The organism is Nocardioides sp. P5_E3 (assembly GCF_054049275.1).
This window is the reverse complement of the sequence record NZ_JBFUMR010000045.1, coordinates 1-20,968: the sequence shown is the minus strand read 5'-3', so window position 1 is coordinate 20,968 and position 20,968 is coordinate 1. Positions and strand designations below refer to the sequence as shown.

Annotated in this window: 12 protein-coding genes and 2 tRNA genes; all 14 read left to right on the top strand. The window is 71.0% G+C overall.

What is annotated here, in order from left to right; genetic code table 11:
- The 14 genes from ACXJKB_RS21315 (at position 1) to ACXJKB_RS21250 (ending at position 20,810) form a co-directional block, all read left to right on the top strand.
- The gene (locus ACXJKB_RS21315) at positions 1–1,362 is read left to right on the top strand and encodes a pyridoxal phosphate-dependent decarboxylase family protein (protein WP_457191986.1); all 1,362 of its coding nucleotides are present in this window, start codon (positions 1–3) and stop codon (positions 1,360–1,362) included.
- Positions 1,363–1,431: 69 nt separating this feature from the next.
- On the top strand, positions 1,432–2,244 hold the full coding sequence (locus tag ACXJKB_RS21310; RefSeq protein WP_457191984.1) for a fumarylacetoacetate hydrolase family protein: 813 nt from the start codon (positions 1,432–1,434) through the stop codon (positions 2,242–2,244).
- An 8-nt stretch (positions 2,245–2,252) separates the two neighbouring features.
- The gene (gene gltX, locus ACXJKB_RS21305) at positions 2,253–3,731 is read left to right on the top strand and encodes a glutamate--tRNA ligase (RefSeq protein WP_457191982.1); all 1,479 of its coding nucleotides are present in this window, start codon (positions 2,253–2,255) and stop codon (positions 3,729–3,731) included.
- Between the two features lie 4 nt (positions 3,732–3,735).
- Positions 3,736–4,740, top strand: coding sequence for a CPBP family intramembrane glutamic endopeptidase (locus ACXJKB_RS21300; protein ID WP_457191980.1), 1,005 nt, complete (start codon positions 3,736–3,738; stop codon positions 4,738–4,740).
- 73 nt (positions 4,741–4,813) lie between these two features.
- Positions 4,814–4,885, top strand: a tRNA-Gln gene (locus ACXJKB_RS21295).
- 87 nt (positions 4,886–4,972) lie between these two features.
- Positions 4,973–5,048 (top strand) — tRNA-Glu (locus tag ACXJKB_RS21290).
- Positions 5,049–5,128: 80 nt separating this feature from the next.
- Positions 5,129–6,550, top strand: a complete 1,422-nt coding sequence (gene xylB, locus ACXJKB_RS21285; RefSeq protein WP_457191978.1) for a xylulokinase — start codon at positions 5,129–5,131, stop codon at positions 6,548–6,550.
- 103 nt (positions 6,551–6,653) lie between these two features.
- Positions 6,654–7,925 carry an ROK family protein gene (locus ACXJKB_RS21280; RefSeq protein WP_457191976.1) on the top strand — a complete coding sequence of 424 codons (1,272 nt, stop codon included), beginning with the start codon at positions 6,654–6,656 and terminating at the stop codon, positions 7,923–7,925.
- Positions 7,922–9,433 (top strand): sugar ABC transporter ATP-binding protein, encoded by a 1,512-nt coding sequence (locus ACXJKB_RS21275; RefSeq protein ID WP_457191974.1) that lies wholly within the window; start codon positions 7,922–7,924, stop codon positions 9,431–9,433. Before ACXJKB_RS21280 ends, ACXJKB_RS21275 begins: the two co-directional genes overlap by 4 nt.
- Positions 9,430–10,503 carry an ABC transporter permease gene (locus tag ACXJKB_RS21270; RefSeq protein ID WP_457191972.1) on the top strand — a complete coding sequence of 358 codons (1,074 nt, stop codon included), beginning with the start codon at positions 9,430–9,432 and terminating at the stop codon, positions 10,501–10,503. The genes ACXJKB_RS21275 and ACXJKB_RS21270 overlap by 4 nt, the downstream gene beginning before the upstream one ends.
- A gap of 104 nt (positions 10,504–10,607) precedes the next feature.
- Complete coding sequence (locus tag ACXJKB_RS21265) at positions 10,608–11,684, top strand: substrate-binding domain-containing protein (RefSeq protein WP_457191970.1); 1,077 nt, start codon at positions 10,608–10,610, stop codon at positions 11,682–11,684.
- 169 nt (positions 11,685–11,853) lie between these two features.
- Positions 11,854–13,047: a Gfo/Idh/MocA family protein gene (locus ACXJKB_RS21260; RefSeq protein WP_457191968.1), complete on the top strand. Its 1,194-nt coding sequence runs from the start codon at positions 11,854–11,856 to the stop codon at positions 13,045–13,047.
- Positions 13,044–14,204, top strand: coding sequence for a xylose isomerase (xylA, locus tag ACXJKB_RS21255; RefSeq protein WP_300045909.1), 1,161 nt, complete (start codon positions 13,044–13,046; stop codon positions 14,202–14,204). Before ACXJKB_RS21260 ends, xylA begins: the two co-directional genes overlap by 4 nt.
- A 159-nt stretch (positions 14,205–14,363) precedes the next feature.
- Positions 14,364–20,810, top strand: a complete 6,447-nt coding sequence (locus ACXJKB_RS21250; RefSeq protein ID WP_457191966.1) for a ThuA domain-containing protein — start codon at positions 14,364–14,366, stop codon at positions 20,808–20,810.
- The last annotated feature ends 158 nt before the right edge of the window (positions 20,811–20,968 follow it).

The window sequence follows — 20,968 nt, the reverse complement described above, 5'->3', positions numbered from 1 at the left end:
ATGGACCGCACCGCCGGGCTGGACCGTGCGCACGCTCACGCCCTCGGGTGGCTCGACTCCCTCGCGGCGCGGCCGGTGCCGCCGGCCATGACGGCCGAGGAGATGCTGGAGCGGCTCGACCGGCGCCTCCAGGACGGCCCGACCGATCCCGTCGCGGTCGTCGACGAGCTGGCCGAGGCGTGCGAGCCCGGGCTGACCGCGATGCCGGGCGGACGGTTCTTCGGCTTCGTCATCGGCGGCACCCACCCGGCTGCGCTGGCCGCGGACTGGCTGGTCAGCGCGTGGGACCAGAACTCCGGGCTGCGGGTGCTGACCCCCGCCCACTCCGCGATCGAGGACGTGGCGGAGGCGTGGGTGGTCGACCTGCTCGGCCTCCCCGCGGGCAGCGCCGTCGGGTTCGTCACCGGCGGCACCATGGCCAACTTCACCTGCCTCGCCGCCGGTCGCGACGAGGTGCTGCGCCGAGCCGGCTGGGACGTCGCCGAGCGCGGGCTGGTGGGCTCGCCGGGCGTACGCGTCCTGGTGGGGGCGGAGCGCCACGACACCATCGACCTCAGCCTGCGCTACCTCGGCCTCGGTGCGCCCGAGCCGGTGGCCGTCGACGACCAGGGACGCGTCGAGCCGGCCGCGCTGGCGGCAGCCCTCGACGCGGGCGACGGCCGTCCCACGGTGGTCTGCCTGCAGGCCGGCAACGTCCACTCCGGGGCCTTCGACCCGTTCGACGCGACCATCGCCGCCGCACACGACGCGGGGGCGTGGGTGCACGTCGACGGCGCATTCGGGCTCTTCGCCGGCGCCTCGCCGCGCCGACGGCACCTCATGGCGGGCGCCGACCGCGCCGACTCCTGGGCGACCGACGCCCACAAGACCCTCAACGTGCCGTACGACTGCGGGCTGGCGATCGTGCGCGACCGGGCCGCCCTGCGGGCCGCCATGGGCATGCACGGCGACTACCTCATCCACGACGTCGCCGGCGAGCCGTTCGACAAGGTGCCGGAGATCAGCCGCCGCGGCCGCGCCTTCCCCGTGTGGGCCGTGCTCCGCGCGCTGGGACGCGACGGCGTCGCCGACCTGGTCGACGGCTTCTGCGACCACGCGGCGGCGTTCGCGGAGGGGATCACCGCGATCGAGGGCGCGCAGGTGCTCAACGACGTCGACTTCACCCAGGTGTGCGCCTCCTTCGGCGACGACGACCGCACCCGGGCCGTGGTCGAGGCGATGCTCAGCGAGGGGACGGCCTGGACGACCGGGTCGCGCTGGCACGGGCAGGCCGTGCTGCGGGTCAGCGTGAGCAACTGGTCGACGACCGTCGACGACGTCGCCTCCAGCCTCGCCGCGCTGCACCGCGCCGCCGGCCACTGAGGGCGTCCGCCCGCCGGGTACGGACTCCCGACGTCGTCCCGGCTCCGCACGGTTGGATAGCCTCGGCGCATGCGCATCTGTCGGTTCAGCACGGGCGAGGAGCCTCGGTTCGGCGTCGTCACCGGTGAGGTCGACGAGTTCGGCCAGCCGGCCGACGACTCGGTGGTGGTGGCCCTCGCGGGCGACCCGCTGTACGCCGGGATCAAGCTGCTCGAGGAGGAGCACCGGCTCAGCGACGTACGCCTCCTCGCGCCGATCATCCCGCGCAGCAAGGTCGTCGGGATCGGTCGCAACTACGCCGCCCACGCCGCCGAGATGGGCAACGACCTGCCGAGCGAGCCGCTGATGTTCCTCAAGCCCAACACCTCGGTGGTGGGCCCGGGCGACCCGATCTTCTACCCCTCGCAGACCAGCAACCTCCACTTCGAGGGCGAGCTGGCCGTGGTGATCGGTCGGATCTGCCGCGACGTGCCCGCCGAGCAGGCGACCGACGTGATCTTCGGCTACACCATCGCCAACGACGTGACCGCGCGCGACCTGCAGCGATCCGACGTCCAGTTCACCCGCGCCAAGGGGTTCGACTCCTTCTGCCCGGTCGGCCCGTGGATCGAGACCGACCTCGACCCGCAGGACTTCATCGACGGCCGCCAGGTGCAGACGTTCCTCAACGGCGACGTCGTCCAGGACGGCTCGACCGCCGACATGATCTTCGACGTCCCGACGCTCGTCGCCCACGTGTCGTCGGTGATGACGCTGCTGCCCGGCGACCTGATCCTGACCGGCACCCCAGAGGGTGTCGGGCCGATGGAGGTGGGCGACGAGGTGGAGATCTCGGTCGCCGGCATCGGTTCCCTGACCAACCCCGTCGCCCAGAGAGCGTGAGCACCAGCATGAGCACCCCCGGGAGCACCCCCGTCCGCGTCCGCATGGCCCCGTCCCCGACGGGGTCGCCCCACGTCGGCCTGGCCCGCACCGCCCTCTACAACTGGGCGTTCGCCCGCCACCACGGCGGCACCTTCGTCTTCCGCATCGAGGACACCGACAAGGCGCGCAACACCGAGGAGTCCTACGACTCGCTCATCGACCTCATGCAGTGGCTCGGCCTCAGCTGGGACGAGGGCGTCGTGGTCGGCGGTGCCCACGGTCCCTACCGCCAGTCCGAGCGCACCGAGATCTACGCCGACGTGCTCACCCGGCTGCGCGAGTCGTCCTACACCTATGACTGCTTCTGCACGAACGACGAGGTCGAGGCGCGCCGCAAGGCGAGCGGCTCCAAGGTGATGGGCTACGACGGCTTCTGCCGCGAGCTCAGCGACGAGCAGCGGTCGGCCTTCGAGGCCGAGGGCCGCTCCTCGATCGTCCGGTTCCGGATGCCCGACGGGTCGATCACCTGGAACGACCTGGTCCGCGGCGACATCACCTTCGAGACCGAGTTCGTCCCCGACTTCGCGCTGTGCCGCGCCAACGGCGACCCGCTCTACACGCTGACCGCACCGGTCGACGACGCCACGATGGAGATCACCCACGTGCTGCGCGGCGAGGACCTGCTCTCCAGCACGCCCCGCCAGGTCGCCCTCTTCGACGCGCTCAAGGAGCTCGGCGTCGCGAAGGAGACGCCCGCGTTCGGCCACCTGCCCTACGTCATGGGCGAGGGCAACAAGAAGCTCTCCAAGCGCGACCCGCAGGCCCACATGGCGCTCTACCGCGAGCAGGGCTTCCTGCCCGAGGGGCTGCTCAACTACCTCGCCCTCCTCGGCTGGGCGATCGCGGCGGACCGTGACGTCTTCTCCCTGGACGAGATGGTCGAGAAGTTCGACATCAAGGACGTCAACCCCAACCCGGCGCGCTTCGACCTCAAGAAGGCCGAGGCCATCAACGCCTCGCACATGCGGCTGCTGTCGATCGACGAGATCACCCACCGCGTGCTGCCCTTCCTCAAGGACGCAGGCGTCGTGGGCGACCCGGTGACCGACCCCGATGCCCAGATGCTCGAGCTCGCGATGCCGCTGGTGGCCGAACGGATCAACAAGCTCACCGAGGCCGCGCCGATGCTCGGCTTCCTGTTCGTCGACGAGGCCGACTTCGAGCGCGACCCCGCCGACGTCGCCAAGCTGCTCGACGAGACGGGCCGCGGCGTCGTCCAGGCGTCGTACGACGCCCTCTCGGGGCTGCACGAGTGGTCGACCGCCGCCATCGAGGAGGCGCTGCGCGTGGCGCTGATCGAGGGCATGGAGCTCAAGCCCCGTGTGGCCTTCGGTCCGGTGCGGGTCGCCGTGACCGGCAAGCGGATCAGCCCGCCGCTGTTCGAGTCGCTGGAGCTGCTGGGCCGCGAGCGCAGCCTCGCGCGCCTGCAGTCGGCCCTGGCCTGACGCCGTGCCCGCACCGCTGGCCCCCGACTTCCGGCCGCGCTACCACGAGCTGCACCGGGTGGGCAGGCCCGGCTGGTGGCGCTCGGTCGTGGGCGTCGTGCTGCTCCTCGTCCTGGTCTTCGCCGTCGTGCCGCTCGTGGTCGGGGGCATCGCCTTCGTGCTGCTGCTCGCCACGGGGAGCAGCGCGAGCGAGGCCTCGACCGTCCTCGACGTGACGGCGGAGGCGACGCCCGCCGGGCTCGCCCTGCTCAACGTGATCATCGCCGCGGCGATCCCGCTGACCTTCCTGGTCACCTGGTGGCTGCACCGGCTCAAGCCGCGCTGGGTCTCCTCGGTGGCGCCCCGCCTGCGGTGGGGCTACCTCTTCGTCTGCCTCGGACTGTCGGTGGTGGCGCTCCTCGCCTCGCTCGGCGTGGCGATGCTGCTGCCCGTGCAGACCGGCGACATGCCGGCGAGCACGGTCAACGACTTCACCTCGCAGACGCGCGACTTCATCCTCGTCATCCTGCTCCTGACCCCGCTCCAGGCGGCGGGGGAGGAGTACCTGTTCCGCGGCTACCTCACCCAGGCCTTCGGGTCGCTCGTGTGGGGCAGGCAGCTGTCGCAGGCGCTGGCAGTGCTGGGACCGGCGCTGATCTTCGCGCTCTTCCACGGCCTGTCGCAGGACTGGCCGGTCTTCTTCGACCGCTTCGCCTTCGGCGTCGTCGCCGGCATCCTCGTGATCCGCACCGGGGGCCTGGAGGCGCCCATCGCGATGCACGTGCTGAACAACTTCCTGGCCTTCGGGCTGGCGCTCACCTTCGGCGACCTGACCACGGCGCTCAACGCGGAGGGGGGCAGCAGCTGGTGGACGATCCTCTCGACGCTGACGCAGTCCCTGGTCTACCTGGGCCTTGCGACGTGGGTGGCGCGGGCGATGGGCCTGGTCACCACAGGACCGCCCGTCGGGGGAGCGTTGCCGCCCGCCGGCGGGGACCCCGTTTTGGCCGTGCCGCCACCCCGCGTGTAACGTTCGGGATCGGTTCCGCAAGGAATCACGTGGTGGTCAGGGCGATCGCAGGCCGGTCGAACTGATACCCCCATGGGGTATGGTGTAATTGGCAACACGGCTGGTTCTGGTCCAGTTGTTCTAGGTTCGAGTCCTAGTACCCCAGCGGATCCGCCCCACCAGGGCCGGATTTGGTGCGGCACTCCAACTTCGGTAGAGTTTCGCTCCGCTGCTCCAGGGCAGCAACATGCAAGCCCCCGTCGTCTAGCGGCCTAGGACGTCGCCCTCTCACGGCGGTAACGCCGGTTCAAATCCGGTCGGGGGTACCAACGCATGGAAGGGCCCGGTCCTCGGACCGGGCCCTTCGTCGTCGTCGGGCACTGCGCACGGTGGGCTAGCATCCGCGCCCATGACTGACGGGCCCCGGCTGGTTGCCGGCATCGACTCCTCCACCCAGTCCTGCAAGGTCGTCGTCCGCGACGCCGGGACAGGCGCGCTCGTGCGGCAGGGCCGCGCCGGACATCCGGACGGCACGGAGGTGCACCCGGACCACTGGTGGGCGGCGCTGCAGGCGGCGATCGCCGAGGCCGGGGGACTGGACGACGTGGCTGCCGTCAGCGTCGGCGGCCAGCAGCACGGCATGGTCTGCCTCGACGAGGACGGCGCCGTCGTGCGCCCCGCGCTGCTCTGGAACGACACCCGCTCGGCCGGCGCCGCCCGCGACCTCGTCGACGAGCTCGGCGGTCCCGAGGAGGGCGGTCGCGCCTGGGCCGAGGCGGTCGGTGTCGTGCCGGTCGCGTCGTTCACCGTGACCAAGCTGCGCTGGCTCGCCGAGCACGAGCCCGAGCACGCCCGTCGTACGGCCGCGGTGTGCCTGCCGCACGACTGGCTCACCTGGAAGCTGTCCGGGAGCACCGACCTGCGCGACCTGACGACCGACCGCAGTGACGCCAGCGGCACGGGCTACTGGTCGGCGCCGACGGGTGACTACCGCACCGACCTCCTCGAGCGTGCCTTCGGCGCCGTGCCGCACCTGCCGCGCGTCGTGGGGCCAGGCGAGGTCGCGGCGATGGTCGACGGCACCGCACTCGGTGCGGGCGCCGGGGACAACGCCGCCGCTGCACTGGGCCTGGGGGCGGGGGAGGGCGACGTGGTCGTCTCGATCGGCACCTCAGGTGTCGTCACGGCCGTCACCAGCACGCCCGCCGTCGACCCGACCGGCTCCGTCGCGGGCTTCGCCGACGCCACCGGGCTGTTCCTCCCGCTCGTCGCGACCCTCAACGGTGCGCGGGTCCTCGACGCCGCGGCCCGCCTCCTCGACGTCGACCACGAGACGCTGTCGCGCCTCGCGCTGGAGGCCCCCGCCGGCGCCGGCGGGCTGGTGCTGGTGCCGTACCTCGAGGGCGAGCGCACGCCCAACCTGCCCGACGCCACCGGCTCGCTGCACGGCCTCACCCTCGCCACCGCCACCCGGCCGGCTCTCGCCAGGGCCAGCGTCGAGGGACTGGTGTGCAGCCTCGCGGACGGACTCGACGCCATCGTGGCCACCGGGGTCACCCCCTCGCGCGTCCTGCTCGTCGGGGGCGCAGCCGCGTCGGAGGCCGTCCGCACGGTCGCCGCGGAGGTGCTCGGCGTCCCGGTCGACGTCCCGCCGCCGGGGGAGTACGTCGCGGACGGCGCCGCACGCCAGGCGGCCTGGGCGGTGTCGGGCGCGGACGCACCGCCGGAGTGGGTCCGCGAGGGCACCCGACGCTATGCCTCGGACCCCGTGCCGAGCGTGCGCGAGCGCTACGCCGAGGGTCGTTCGCGGCACCTGGACAAGACCAGCTGAACTTTCTCTGTGCCACCCTTGACGTGATGGCCGTCACGCACTTAGTTTGGCGGTCCGTCAAACTAATGGGTGACCGAGGTCACACGCAGGATCGAGGACGCCGATGTCGCAGGTGCGGGATGGCTGGTCGACGACCGGCACCGGCGGTGCCGACCAGGGCACCGTGCGCCGCGCGAACCTGTCGCTCGTCCTCCGCAGCCTCCGCGAGGGCGGCGCCCGGTCCCGGGCCCGTCTCGCCGCCGACCTCGGGCTCAACAAGGCCACCGTCTCCAGCCTCGTCACCGAGCTGCGCGAGCGCGGCCTGGTCCGCGAGGGCAGCGCCGAGCGCGGCGCCGTCGGGCGCCCCGGCACGATCGTCGAGATCGACGGTGCCGGCGCCTACGGCCTCGGTGCCGAGATCAACGTCCACCACGTCTCGACCCGCGCGGTCGACCTGGCGGGCGTCGTCGTCAGCGAGCGGCGTACGTCGGTGGACACCCGCGGCCTCGAGCCCGACGAGGTGGTCGACCGCCTCGTCGAGCTGGTCCACGGCACGCTGGCCGACCTGGCCGCGCTCGGCGCGGCCCCGGTCTCGGCGGTCGTGGGAGTGGCGGGCCTGGTCGACCACGACCGCGGCACCGTCTCGGTCGCGGCCAACCTCGGGTGGCAGGACGTCGCGCTGGCCAGCCTGCTGCGCGCCCGGCTGGGTGACCCCGACTACCTCCTCGAGGTGGACAACGAGGCCAACCTCGCCGCCGTCGCCGAGGCCATCCCCGGCGACCCCGAGCGCCGCGACATCCTCGTCATCCACGGCGAGGTCGGCATCGGTGGCGGCATCGTCGCCGACGGCCGCCCGTTCGCCGGACGGCGCGGCTACGCCGGCGAGTTCGGCCACATGGTCGTCGACCGCGACGGCAACCGGTGCGGCTGCGGTCGCACGGGGTGCTGGGAGACGGTCATCGGGCTCAGCCACCTCATCGAGCTGGCCGCTGCGGGCGAGGACGACCTGCTGCGATCGCCCCTCATCGACCTCGAGGGCAAGGTCGAGGAGATCAGCCGCCGGGCCGCCGCCGGCGACGAGCGGACCCTGGCCGCGCTGAGCGAGGTGGGCCGCTGGGTCGGCATCGGCGCCGCGATCCTCACCAACGTGCTCAACCCCGGGATGATCGTGCTCTCGGGCTACCTCGGCGAGATCGGTGAGCGGATCCGCCCCGAGGTCGAGTCCGAGCTCGCCGCCGGGGTGCTCGCCCCCGACGCCGGCGGCACGCGCATCGCGCTCTCGAGCCTCGGCTTCTCGGCAGCGGTGCACGGTGCCGCCGCCGTCGCCATCGACCACGTCTACGACGACCCCACGCTCGTGCCCCGGGCGGTCCCCACGCTGGAGGTGATGTCATGAACGACTCCCCGCTGCTGACCATGCGCGGCATCGTCAAGCGGTTCCCCGGAGTGCTCGCGCTCGGAGGCGTCGAGCTCGAGGTGCGCGCAGGGGAGGTGCACTGCCTGCTCGGCCAGAACGGCGCCGGCAAGTCGACGCTGATCAAGATCCTGTCCGCGAGCTACCAGCCCGACGAGGGCCAGATCCTGTGGGAGGGCGAGCCGGTCTCGCTGTCCACGCCGCAGACCGCGATGGACCTCGGCATCTCCACGATCTACCAGGAGCTCGACCTGGTCCCCGACCTGAGCGTCGCCGAGAACATCTTCCTCGGCCACGAGCTCAGCAAGGGCGGCTTCAGCCAGCGCGGGGAGACGATCCGTCGTACGCGCGACCTGCTCGCCCGGCTCGGGCACTCCGAGATCCCGGCCACCCGCTCGGTGGGCCGGCTCTCGCCCGCCGCGCAGCAGATCGTCAGCATGGCGCGCGCCCTCTCCCAGGACACCCGGCTGCTCATCCTCGACGAGCCGTCCGCCGTCCTCGACCAGGGCGAGGTCAACAACCTCTTCCGCGTCATCCGCGACCTCACGTCCGAGGGCGTCGCCGTCGTCTACATCTCGCACCGGCTCGAGGAGATCAGGCAGATCGGCGACCGGATCACGGTCCTCAAGGACGGCAGCACCGTCGCCACCGGCCTCGCCGTCGACCAGACGCCGACGAGCGAGCTGATCAAGCTGATGACGGGCCGGTCCATCGAGTACGTCTTCCCGCCCCGCGGCGACGCCCCGCCCGTGACCGGCGACCCGATCCTCGAGGTGATCGGCCTCGAGCTGCCGGGCGTCTTCACCGGTGTGGACCTGAGCGTGCGGGCGGGAGAGATCGTCGGTCTCGCCGGCCTCGTCGGCGCCGGACGCTCGGAGATCCTCGAGACCCTCTACGGCGCGCGGCGTCCGTCGGCCGGCACCGTGCGGGTCGCGGGCAAGGAGCTGCGTCGCGGCTCCGTGCCCGCCGCGGTGAAGGCCGGCGTCGGGCTCGCCCCGGAGGAGCGCAAGAGCCAGGGGCTCCTGCTCGACCAGGCCATCTACGCCAACATCACCGTGTCCACGATGGGGCGCTTCAGCCGGTTCGGGCTGCTCGACGGCCGCGCCGAGCGCAAGCGCTCCGCCGAGGTCGCGGAGTCCCTCGACGTCCGCCCGGCGGGGGTGGAACGCCTCGTGCGCCTCCTGTCGGGCGGCAACCAGCAGAAGGTCGTCCTCGCCCGGTGGCTGCTCCGCGGCTGCCGGGTGCTGCTCCTGGACGAGCCGACCCGAGGGGTGGACGTCGGCGCTCGCGCCGAGATCTACGCCCTCGTCCGCTCGCTGGCCGACTCCGGCGTCGCCGTGGTGGTCGTGTCGAGCGAGGTAGAGGAGGTGCTCGGTCTCGCGGACCGGGTCCTCGTGGTCCGTGAGGGCCGTGTCGTGCACGAAGGTCCCGCGGGCGAGATCGACGAGTCCCGCGTCCTGGACCTGGTCATGGAAGGAAAGGTCGCATGAGCGAGCAGAGCACGAACCCGCCCGGGGGCGCGGTCGAGAACACCGTCACCCCCTCGACGGACACAGTCACGGTGGAGCGCGCCGCCGCAGAGTCGGCAGGTGGCGGGGGAGGACTGATGAGCGGCCCCTTCGGCCGCAACCTCGGCCTGATCGTGGCGCTCCTGCTGATCTGTGCAGCCGGCGTCATCACCGTGGGCGACCGGTTCGCCAGCATCGACAACGTCCTCACGATCCTGCGCTTCGCCTCGACCATCGGCGTGGTCAGCATCGGGATGACCTTCGTCATCACCGGTGGCGGCATCGACCTCTCCGTCGGCGCCATCGCGGCGCTCTGCTCGGTGTGGGCGACGACGTTCGCCACCCAGACGATGGCCGGCGACACCCACTGGATCCTCATGGTCTTCACGGCACTGGCCGTGGGAGCAGGATGCGGGCTGGTCAACGGTGTGTTGATCGCCTACGGCAAGGTCGTTCCGTTCATCACGACGCTGGCGATGCTGGCCGCCGCGCGTGGTCTCGCCGAGATCATCTCCGAGCGGCGCACGCAGATCGTGACGGTCCAGGGGTTCAAGGACTTCTTCTCCGCCGACGTCCTCGGAGTGCCGCTCCTCGTGGTCATCTTCGCGCTGGTCTCGGTCGCCGGCTGGGTCCTGCTCAACCGCACGACGTTCGGACGGCGCACGCTCGCCGTCGGCGGCAACCCCGAGGCGGCACGCCTGGCGGGCATCAACGTCAACCGCCACACCGTGATGCTCTACGTCCTCGTCGGCCTGTGCTGCGGGCTCGCCGCGCTCATGCTCGTCAGCCGCACCACCACCGGGAGCTCCACCCACGGCACGCTGTGGGAGCTCGACGCCATCGCGGCCGTCGTCATCGGCGGCACGCTGCTCACCGGAGGGCGCGGGACCATCGTCGGCACGGTCGTCGGGGTCCTCATCTTCGCCACCCTGGGCAACGTGTTCACCCTCAACAACCAGGACACCTCGACCCAGGCGGTCGCCAAGGGCGTCATCATCATCGTCGCCGTGCTGCTCCAGCAGCGCCTGGCCCGCAACGCGACGTCGACCTAGCGAACGCCGGGTCCCCACCAGCTCGGACCACCGCACCACCATGCCGGCACCCCCAGGAACGCCGGCTGCACCACAACCATCGAGATGAACAAGGAGCACGACACATGCGACTGCGCACTCCCCTTCGACGGCACCAGAGCCGCCGCTACACCGGCATCGTGGTCGGCGCGGTCGCCGTCCTGTCCCTGGCCGCCTGCACCGGCAGCGCCGATGACGCTGCCGAAGACGACAACGGCGGCTCCGACTCCGCACCGGCCGCTGCCGCCGGCAGCAACGACGAGGAGGGCGACCAGGTCACCATCGGCTTCTCGGCGCCCGCAGCCGACCACGGCTGGATGGCCGCCATCACCAACAACGTCCGCGACCTCGCGGAGGAGTACCCCGACATCGACCTCCAGGTCGCCGAGGGCACCAACGACGTCAACCTGCAGATCAGCCAGGTCGAGACCTTCATCAACGACAAGGTCGACGCCATCGTCCTGCTGCCCTTCGACGGCGCCGCGATGACGCCCGTCGCGCTCAAGGCGATGGAGGCCGGGATCCCGGTCATCAACGTCGACCGCGAGTTCGACGACCCCAACGCTGCCCGCGTCACCGTGCTCGGCGACAACTACGGCATGGGCGTCTCGGCCGGCCAGTACGTCTGTGAGCAGGCCGGTGGCAACAAGGACGCCATCGTCGCCGAGATCGCGGGCATCGACTCCCTGCCGCTGACCCAGGACCGCAGCCAGGGCTTCGAGGACGCGCTGTCCGAGTGCGGCCTCGACGTCGACGCCCGCCAGGCGGCGGAGTTCACCGTCGAGAGCGGTGAGGAGGTCGCGGCGAACCTGCTCCAGGCAGAGCCGAAGATCGACTTCCTCTGGAACCACGACGACGACCAGGGTGTCGGCGTCCTCGCCGCCATCGAGAACGCCGGCCGTGACGAGTTCACCATGATCGGCGGCGCCGGCTCGGCCAACGCCATGCGTGCGATCCAGGACGACAACAGCGTGCTCAAGGCGACGGTCATCTACCCCTCCACCCAGGGCGCCGACGGCGTGAAGCTGGCCCGCCTGCTGGTGCAGGGCAAGGCGATGAGCGACCTCGTCGAGGTCGAGGTGCCCCGCACCGTCCAGCTCTACGCCCCGGTCGTCACGTCCGACAACGTCGACGACTTCATCGACTCGGCCTTCGAGTCCTGATCGGTCCGCGGCGGCTCCCCACCGGGAGCCGCCGCGGCACCACCCGCCCCGAAGGGCACCCAGCACCACCCACAGCACGTCAGCAGCCGCCCGGTCGACCCGACAGGACGTCTCCGGACTGCGCCCTGGCGCGGCCCTTGATCCCGCACCCTGCCCCCGAGGAGGTCCGATGACCACCACTCCCGACACCACTGATGGCCGACGCGACCTGTCGGTCGGCATGGTGGGCTACGCCTTCATGGGCGCCGCGCACTCCCACGCCTGGCGCACCGCCCCCCGGTTCTTCGACCTGCCGCTCCGTCCCCGGATGGCCGCCGTCGCCGGTCGTGACGCCGAGGGTGTTCGCGCCGCCGCCGACCGCCTCGGCTGGGAGTCCACCGAGACCTCGTGGCAGGCCCTGGTCGAGCGCGACGACATCGACCTCGTCGACGTGTGCACCCCCGGCCACACCCACGCCGAGATCGTCATCGCCGCCCTCGAGGCCGGCAAGCACGTCCTGTGCGAGAAGCCGCTGGCCAACAGCGTCGAGGAGGCCGAGGCGATGACCCGCGCCGCCGAGCGCGCGGCCGCCGACGGCGTACGCGCCATGGTCGGCTTCACCTACCGGCGCGTGCCGGCCATCTCCCTCGCCCGGCAGCTCGTCGCCGAGGGACGCCTCGGCACGCTGCACCACGTGCGCGCCCAGTACCTGCAGGACTGGATCGTCGACCCGCAGGCTCCGCTGTCGTGGCGCCTGGAGAAGGACAAGGCCGGCTCCGGCGCGCTCGGCGACATCGGCGCCCACATCATCGACATCACCCAGTTCATCACCGGCGACACCATCACCCGCGTCTCCGGCCGGCTGCGCACCTTCGTCGACGAGCGGCCGCTCCCCAGCGAGCACGCCGGCCTCTCCGGCACGGCCGGCACGGGCACCGGCAAGGTCACCGTGGACGACGCAGCGACCTTCCTCGCGGACTTCCGCGGGGGAGCGATGGGCGTCTTCGAGGCGACGCGCTTCGCCTCGGGGCGCAAGAACGCGATCCGCATCGAGATCAACGGCTCGCGCGGCAGCATCGCGTTCGACTTCGAGGACATGAACGTCCTCCACTTCTTCGACGGCACGGAGGACGCCGGCACCGCCGGGTTCCGCCGGATCCTCGTCACCGAGGCCGTGCACCCCTACGTGGGTGCGTGGTGGCCGCCCGGCCACGTCATCGGCTACGAGCACGGGTTCATCCACCAGGCCGTCGACCTCGTCCGCGCGATCGCGGACGGCACCGATCCCACCCCAACCTTTGCCGACGGACTCCAGGTGCAACGCGTCCTGGCCGCGGTCGAGACCAGCTCTGACAACGATTCGTGGCAGGAGATCCCCGCATGACCGACTACACCCCGACCCCTGAGGACAAGTTCTCGTTCGGCCTCTGGACGGTGGGATGGCAGGGCACCGACGTGTTCGGACCCAGCTCCCGTGACCTCCTCGATCCGGTCGACGCGACCTACCAGCTCGCCGAGCTCGGCGCAGCCGCCGTCACCTTCCACGACGACGACCTCGTCCCCGACGACGACAAGCGCGACGCCGTGCTCGAGCGCTTCGAGAAGGCGCTGGCCGACACCGGCCTCGCCGTCGAGATGGTGACCACCAACCTGTTCGGGCACCCGGTGTTCAAGGAGGGCGCGCTCACCGCCAACAACCGCGAGGTGCGGCGCTACGCGCTCACCAAGGCGCTGCGCAACATCGACCTGGCGGCGTCCCTGGGCGCCAAGACGTTCGTGCTGTGGGGTGGCCGCGAGGGCGCCGAGCACGGTGCTGCGAAGGACGTCCAGGCCGCGCTCGACCGCTACAGCGAGTCGCTGAACCTGCTCTGCGCCTACGTCAAGGACCAGGGCTACGACATGCGGTTCGCGCTCGAGCCCAAGCCCAACGAGCCGCGCGGCGACATCCTGCTGCCGACCATCGGCCACGCCCTCGCGCTCATCTCCGAGCTCGACGACCCCGACATGGTCGGCCTCAACCCCGAGGTGGGCCACGAGGAGATGGCCGGCCTCAACTTCGCCCACGGCATCAGCCAGGCGCTGTGGCACGACAAGCTCTTCCACGTCGACCTCAACGGCCAGCACGGTCCCCGGTTCGACCAGGACCTGCGCTTCGGGGCCGGCAACGTGCGCGGCGCCTTCTGGACCGTCGACGCACTCCTGGGCGCGGGCACCGGCAAGGCCTACGACGGCTACGTCCACTTCGACTTCAAGCCGCCGCGCGCCGAGGCCATGGACGGTGTCTGGGAGTCCGCCCGCGGGTGCATGCGCAACTACCTGATCCTGCGCGACAAGGTCCAGGCCTTCCGCGCCGACCCCGACGTCGTCGCGGCCCTCGAGGCCGCCGAGATCGGCACCCTGCGCACCCCGACCCTCGGCGAGGGTGAGTCGCTCGCCGACCTCCGCGCGGCGTCGTACGACGTCGAGGGCCTCGCCACCCGCAGCGTCGGCCAGGAGGCGCTCGACCAGCTCGCGCTCGAGCACCTGCTGGGAGTCCGCTGACCGACCACCGTGGGCCCGGCGGGCGCCGAACCCGCCGGGCACACACCTGTCCCACCCGCACGACCGCAGCACAGCTCGACCGCATGACGAGGGCCGAACGCCCGGGGACCCGCCCCGGAACTGATGGAGCGCACATCCGTCACCAGAGAAGGGATCGTGATGAACAGACTCATCACGCGACTGCAGAGGCGCTCCCGCGTCGCGGTCGGCTCCACCATGGCCTTGATCGTGTCGCTGCCGCTGGGCGCGACCATCGGGCTGGCCTCCACGGCCACCGCAGCACCGAGCCCCGAGCCCGCCGCCGCCACTGACATCCAGGCGAAGAAGGCCCCCCAGGGGACCGGGAAGGCCGGCAAGGCCGAGACCGCGAGCACCCTGGGCGACGCGGTCCCGTGGACCGCCGACCCGAAGGCATCCGCCGCCGCAGCCGCGGAGGAGTCGTTCGACGCGCTCCTCTTCTCCAAGACGGCTGCGTTCCGCCACTCCAACATCGACGAGGCCACCACCGCCATCCAGGCGCTCGCGGCCGACAACAACTTCACGGTGACGGCGACCGAGGACAGCAGCGCGTTCAACGACGCCAACCTCGAGCAGTACGAGGTCGTCATCTTCCTCTCCACCACCGGTGACGTGCTCAACCCGTCCGAGCAGGCCGCGTTCGAGCGCTACATCCAGGCCGGCGGCGGCTACGCCGGCATCCACGCGGCGTCCGACACCGAGTACGACTGGCCCTGGTACGGCAATCTCGTCGGCGCCTACTTCAACAACCACCCGGCGGGCACCCCGACCGCGACGGTCAAGGTCGAGGACCCTGCGCACCCGTCCACCGCCGGCATCCAGCGCCGCTGGCAGCGCACCGACGAGTGGTACAACTTCCGGACCAACCCGGCGGCCAACCCCCGCACCAAGCTCCACGTGCTGGCGTCGCTGGACGAGACCACCTACACCCCGGGCAACGGCTCGATGGGCAACGAGCACCCGATCGCCTGGTGCCAGGACTACGACGGCGGCCGCAGCTGGTACACCGGCATGGGTCACACCGAGGCGTCCTTCGTCGACCCGGCCTTCCTGGGCCACATCCTCGGTGGCATCCAGACCGCTGCCGGTGTCGTGGACTCGGACTGCAAGGCCACCCTGACGCCCAGCTTCGAGAAGGTGGCCCTCGACGAGAACACCTCCAACCCGATGGAGCTCACCATCGCCGATGACGGTCGGGTGTTCTACATCGACCGCAACGGCGCCGTGCGCATCATCAAGGAGAACGGCAGCGTGCTGACCGCGGGCACGGTCCCGGTCTACACGGGCCAGGAGTTCGGCCTGCTCGGCATCGCGTTGGACCCCGACTTCGCCACGAACAACTGGGTCTACCTCTACTACTCGCCGACCGGCTCGGAGTCCATCGACCGCATCTCGCGCTTCACGATGTCGGGCGACACGCTGCAGCTCAACACGGCGACGACCATCCTCGACGTCCCGACGCAGCGCAACGAGTGCTGCCACGCGGGTGGGTCGATGGAGTTCGACAACGACGGCCACCTCTACCTCGCCACGGGTGACAACACGAACCCGTTCGACTCCGGTGGCTACGCGCCGATCGACGAGCGTCCCGACCGCAGCGCGTGGGACGCCCAGCGCACCTCCGCCAACACCAACAGCCTCAACGGCAAGGTCCTCCGGATCACCCCGAAGGCCGACGGTGGCTACACGGTCCCCGCGGGCAACCTCTTCGACGAGGCGGCCGACACCCAGCAGAAGACCCGCCCCGAGATCTACGCCATGGGCTTCCGCAACCCGTTCCGCATCGGGCTCGACGAGCAGAACAACAACCTGCTCGTCGCCGACTACGGTCCCGACGCCGGCTCCGTCAGCGCCACCCGTGGGCCCAACGGCCGCGTGGAGTGGAACGTCCTGGACGAGCCGGGCAACTACGGCTGGCCCTACTGCGTGGGCAACAACACGCCCTACAACGACTACAACTTCGCCAGCAGCACGGCGGGGGCGACGTTCAACTGCAGCGCGCCGGTCAACGACTCGCCCAACAACACGGGCCTGACCAACCTGCCGCCGGCGAAGGCTGCGGTCATCTGGCAGAGCAACAACGCCTCGCTCACCGGCACTCCTGAGATCGGGGCGAGCGGTGCCCCGATGACCTCGGGCACCTACTCCTACGACCCCGACCTCGACTCGGACCGCAAGTGGCCCGCCTACTTCGACAGCAAGGCGATCTGGGCCGACTGGAACAACAACCGCCTGTTCACCGTGCAGATGAACGAGGCCGGGACCAACTACACCGACATCAACAGGTTCCTCTCCGACCTGCCCATGCAGCGCCCGCACGCCTTGCAGTTCGGCCCCGACGGCGCCCTCTACATGATCGAGTGGGGCAGCGGGTTCAACGGCAACAACACCGACTCCGGCGTCTACCGCATCGACTACGTCGAGGGCAACCGCGCACCCGTGGCCAGGGCCACGACCAACCGCACGTCCGGTCCGGCCCCGCTGACGGTGGAGTTCGACGGGTCGGCATCGTTCGACCCCGACACCGGTGACGCCACGGGCCTCACCTACGCGTGGGACTTCACCGGCGACGGCACCACCGACGCCACCACGCCGACCGCAAGCTTCACGTACACCACGGCGGGCAACTACACGGCCCGGCTGACGGTGACCGACGTCGACGGTCGCACGGGCACGACCAACATCGACATCACGGTCGGCAACACGGCCCCGAGCGTCGAGCTGGTCCTGCCGAAGGACGGTGGGTTCTTCGACTTCGGTGACTACGTGAAGTACGAGGTGGTCGTCACCGACGCCGAGGACGGCGAGATCGACTGCGACGACGTCGTCGTCCAGCCGGGCCTCGGCCACGACCAGCACTCGCACGACTACGAGCAGTACACCGGCTGCGAGGGCTCGTTCCCGCTGCCCGGCGACGCCGGCCACGTGGGCGCCAACATCTTCGGCACCATCAAGGCCACCTACACCGACAAGGGCAACGGCGCGGCCGGGGCGCTCACCAGCGTCGACGGCATCGTCCTGCACACCAAGCACAAGGAGGCCGAGTTCTACGACGCCACCGGCCGCACCGGCAGCAACACCACCGGCTCGGCAGGTGTCACGACGCAGACCACGACCGACACGGGCGGTGGCCAGAACGTCACCGGCGTCGAGGCCGGCGACTGGTTCCGCTGGAACGTCATGAACCTCACCGGCATCACGGGCGTCACCATGCGCGCCGCGTCGAGCACCGCCGGCGCTGCGTTCGAGGTGCGCCAGGGCTCGCCCACGGGCGCGGTGATCGGCACGCTCGACGTGCCCAACACCGGAGGCGCCCAGACCTACCAGGACGTGACGACGACCTTCAACGGGGCCTCGGCCTCCAGCGAGGCGCTCTACTTCGTCGCCACCACGGGTGGGGCCAACGTCAACTGGCTCGAGTTCAAGGGCCGGGGCATCACCGACAACCAGCCGCCGACGGTGGCGATCAACGCCAGCACCACCACGGGCGAGGTGCCGCTCCCGGTGTCGTTCACCAGCACGGTGACCGACCCGGACGGTGACACCCCGGTCACCTACGCCTGGAAGTTCGGCGACGGCGAGGCCTCGACCTCGACGGAGGCCAACCCCAGCCACACCTACACCGCTCCGGGCAAGTACGTCGTCTCGCTGACGGTCACCGACTCGCGCGGGGCCAAGACCACCCGCACGACGGAGATCACCGCGACCGCAGCCAAGGACATCTGCTTCAGCGGACGTTCCGACGACTTCGTGGGCAACGAGCTCGACAGCACCAGGTGGAACCGCAACGTCCGGGTGAACCAGGCCATGACGGTGGCCGACGGGACGCTCAACATCCCGCTCACCAACTCCGACATCTACCAGACCACCAACACCACGCCGAACATCGTCCTCCAGGACCTGCCGGCCGGGAGGTTCGAGGTCACGACCAAGCTCACGCTGCCTGCCGTCCGCGGCTACCAGCAGGGTGGACTGATCGTCTACGGCGATGACAACAACTACCTCAAGCTCGTCTACTCGGGTCGATCCACGGCCGCCGCGGGCAGCAAGGCAGCCAACGTCATCCAGTTCGCCAAGGAGGTCAACGGCACGGCGTCGGAGTCCAACTCCACCAACCTCGGCGCGACCTTCCCCGACACCGTGTGGCTGCGGATGACGAGCACCGACGGCAACGTCGTCACTCCCTCCTACAGCACCGACGGGGCCACGTGGCTCCCGATCACGACGTCGAACGGCACGGCCGCACCCCGCGACCTGACCGGCATCACGGCGCCCAAGGTCGGGTTGCTCGCCCTGGGCAGCACGGCTGCGGGAGCGGCTGACAACATCACCGCCGAGTTCGACTACTTCACCATCACGCCGGACGACACCGCTGTCGAGTGCAGCCCGCCGTGCGTCGTGGAGCAGTTCGACGGCAACGCACTGGGCTCGGACTGGACGACGGTCCGCCCCAGCGGCAACCTCACGGTCTCCGGCAGCTCGCTGAAGATCCCGATGGAGGCGACCGACCTCTACCAGACCACGAACACGGCTCGCGACCTGGTCCTCACGGACCTTCCCGAGGGTCCGTTCGTGGCGACGACCAAGGTCACCGCGCCGATCAACAGGCAGTACCAGTCGGCCGGCCTGCTGGTCTACGGGGACGACGACAACTACCTGAAGCACGTGTTCCAGGGACGCAGCGCCGACCCCAACGCCGCGTCGAACATCATCCAGACGGCTCGTGAGACCACCGGCACGGCCGCCGAGACCAACACGTCGGGACTCGGGGCCACCTTCCCGAGCACCGTCTGGCTGCGCCTGACCAGCGAGGACGGCGAGCAGGTCCTCGGCAGCTACAGCACCGACGGTGAGTCGTGGACGGACATGGCGGCGGGCTACAGCCTCGCCGGCATCACCAACCCGCGCATCGGCCTGCTCTCCGCCGCCAACCAGGCGGGTGGGGCCGGCATCACCGCCAGCTTCGACTTCTTCACCCTGGGTGAGGACGAGACGTGCGAGCCGGGTGGCGAGGAGCCGGGCGACACCACGAACCCCGTGGTCGAGGCCGAGGTGACCGGTGACACCACCAAGACGGTCACCCTGACCGCGACGGACGACTCGGGATCGGCCACGGTCGAGTACCAGATCGACGACGCCACGACGTGGACGGCCTACACCGCCCCGCTGACGTTCGACGAGCCAGGCACCTACGTCGTGCGCTACCGCGCCACCGATGCGGCGGGCAACCGGGCGACCGGGCAGGTCCAGGTCGTGGTCCCGGCAGACGAGCCGGACCCCGACACCACGGCGCCGGTGACGACGCTCACCATTCCGGGTGCCACAGGCCAGGCCGGCTGGTACACGGCGCGGCCGTCGTTCACCCTCGCTGCCACGGACGAGACGGGCGGGTCGGGCGTCGCCATGACCCAGTACCGCATCGACGGCGGTGACTGGGAGGAGTACGACCTGGCAGTGCCGGTGCTCGGTGAGGGCGAGCGCCTGGTCGAGTACCGCTCGACCGACGCCGCGGGCAACGTGGAGGCGGCCCGGTCGCAGACCCTCAAGGTCGACACCGCACCGCCGGTGGTCACCAGCGCCGAGTCCGGCACCACCACCAAGAAGGTCACGCTGACCGCCACCGACGCCACCTCCGGCGTTGCGGGCATCGAGTACGCGATCGGAGACGACGCGGAGTGGAGCACCTACGACACGCCGCTGTCGTTCGACGAGCCGGGCACCTACCTGGTGCGCTACCGCGCCACCGACAAGGCGGGCAACACCGCCGGCGGTCAGCTCGAGCTCACGGTCAGCGAGCCGGGCGAGCCCGTCGAGCCGGCCAAGCCGTCGGTCAGCCTGACCACGGCACCCGCCGCGGCCAACGGTCGTGCGAACTGGTTCACCTCGCCGGTCACCGTCTCCCTCGCGGGAGCCGGCGGTGAGGGGAAGCTCGGCCTCGAGTACCGCCTCGGCGGCAACGGCGCCTGGACGGCGTACACCGCGCCGTTCCGGGTCACCAACGACGGGGTCACCCTCGTCCAGGCCCGCGCCACCGACGCAGCAGGCACCACGTCGGCGATCAGCACGCTCACCGTCAAGATGGACGCGACCGCGCCCACCGTGGCCGTGGACGGCATCGCCAACGGGGCGAAGCTGGACGTCGCCGCGGTCCGCACCGCTCGGGTGAGGGTCTCGGACACCACGTCCGGCGCCGCCGAGCAGGTGGTCCGTCTCGACGGCAAGGTGGTGAGCGCGCCGGTGCGCATCGCCGCGATGTCGCTGTCGCCGGGAGCGCACGAGCTCGAGGTCACCGTCCTCGACGAGGCCGGCAACCAGGCGTCGCAGACCGTCACCTTCCGGGTGGTCGGGTCCTACGGCGCCGGCAAGAAGCTCGTCAAGCGGCTCGTCGACGAAGGCCTCGTCGGTCCGAAGCTCGCCGCGAAGCTGAAGAAGGAGCTGACGTCCGCCAAGCGCGCCGAACGGCGCAAGGACGCGGGCCAGGCCCTCGGGTCGCTCAAGAAGTTCGAGCGGCTCGCGTCGCGGGTGAAGGACAAGGAGGTGAAGCTCGCTCTCAAGCGCCTGTCGCGGACGCTGAAGTCCCAGCTGTAGGCGCCGGTCCGAGCACGAGACGTCCGAAGGTGGGCGGCTCGGCCAGCACATCACCCTCGGGTGAGGTGAACCGGTGCGTACGCAGGATCGGCCCTGCGTGCGCCCCGGTGGCCGGGCCCCCGCCCGGGCGGGGGGTGGTGCCGAGAGGCACCGCCCCC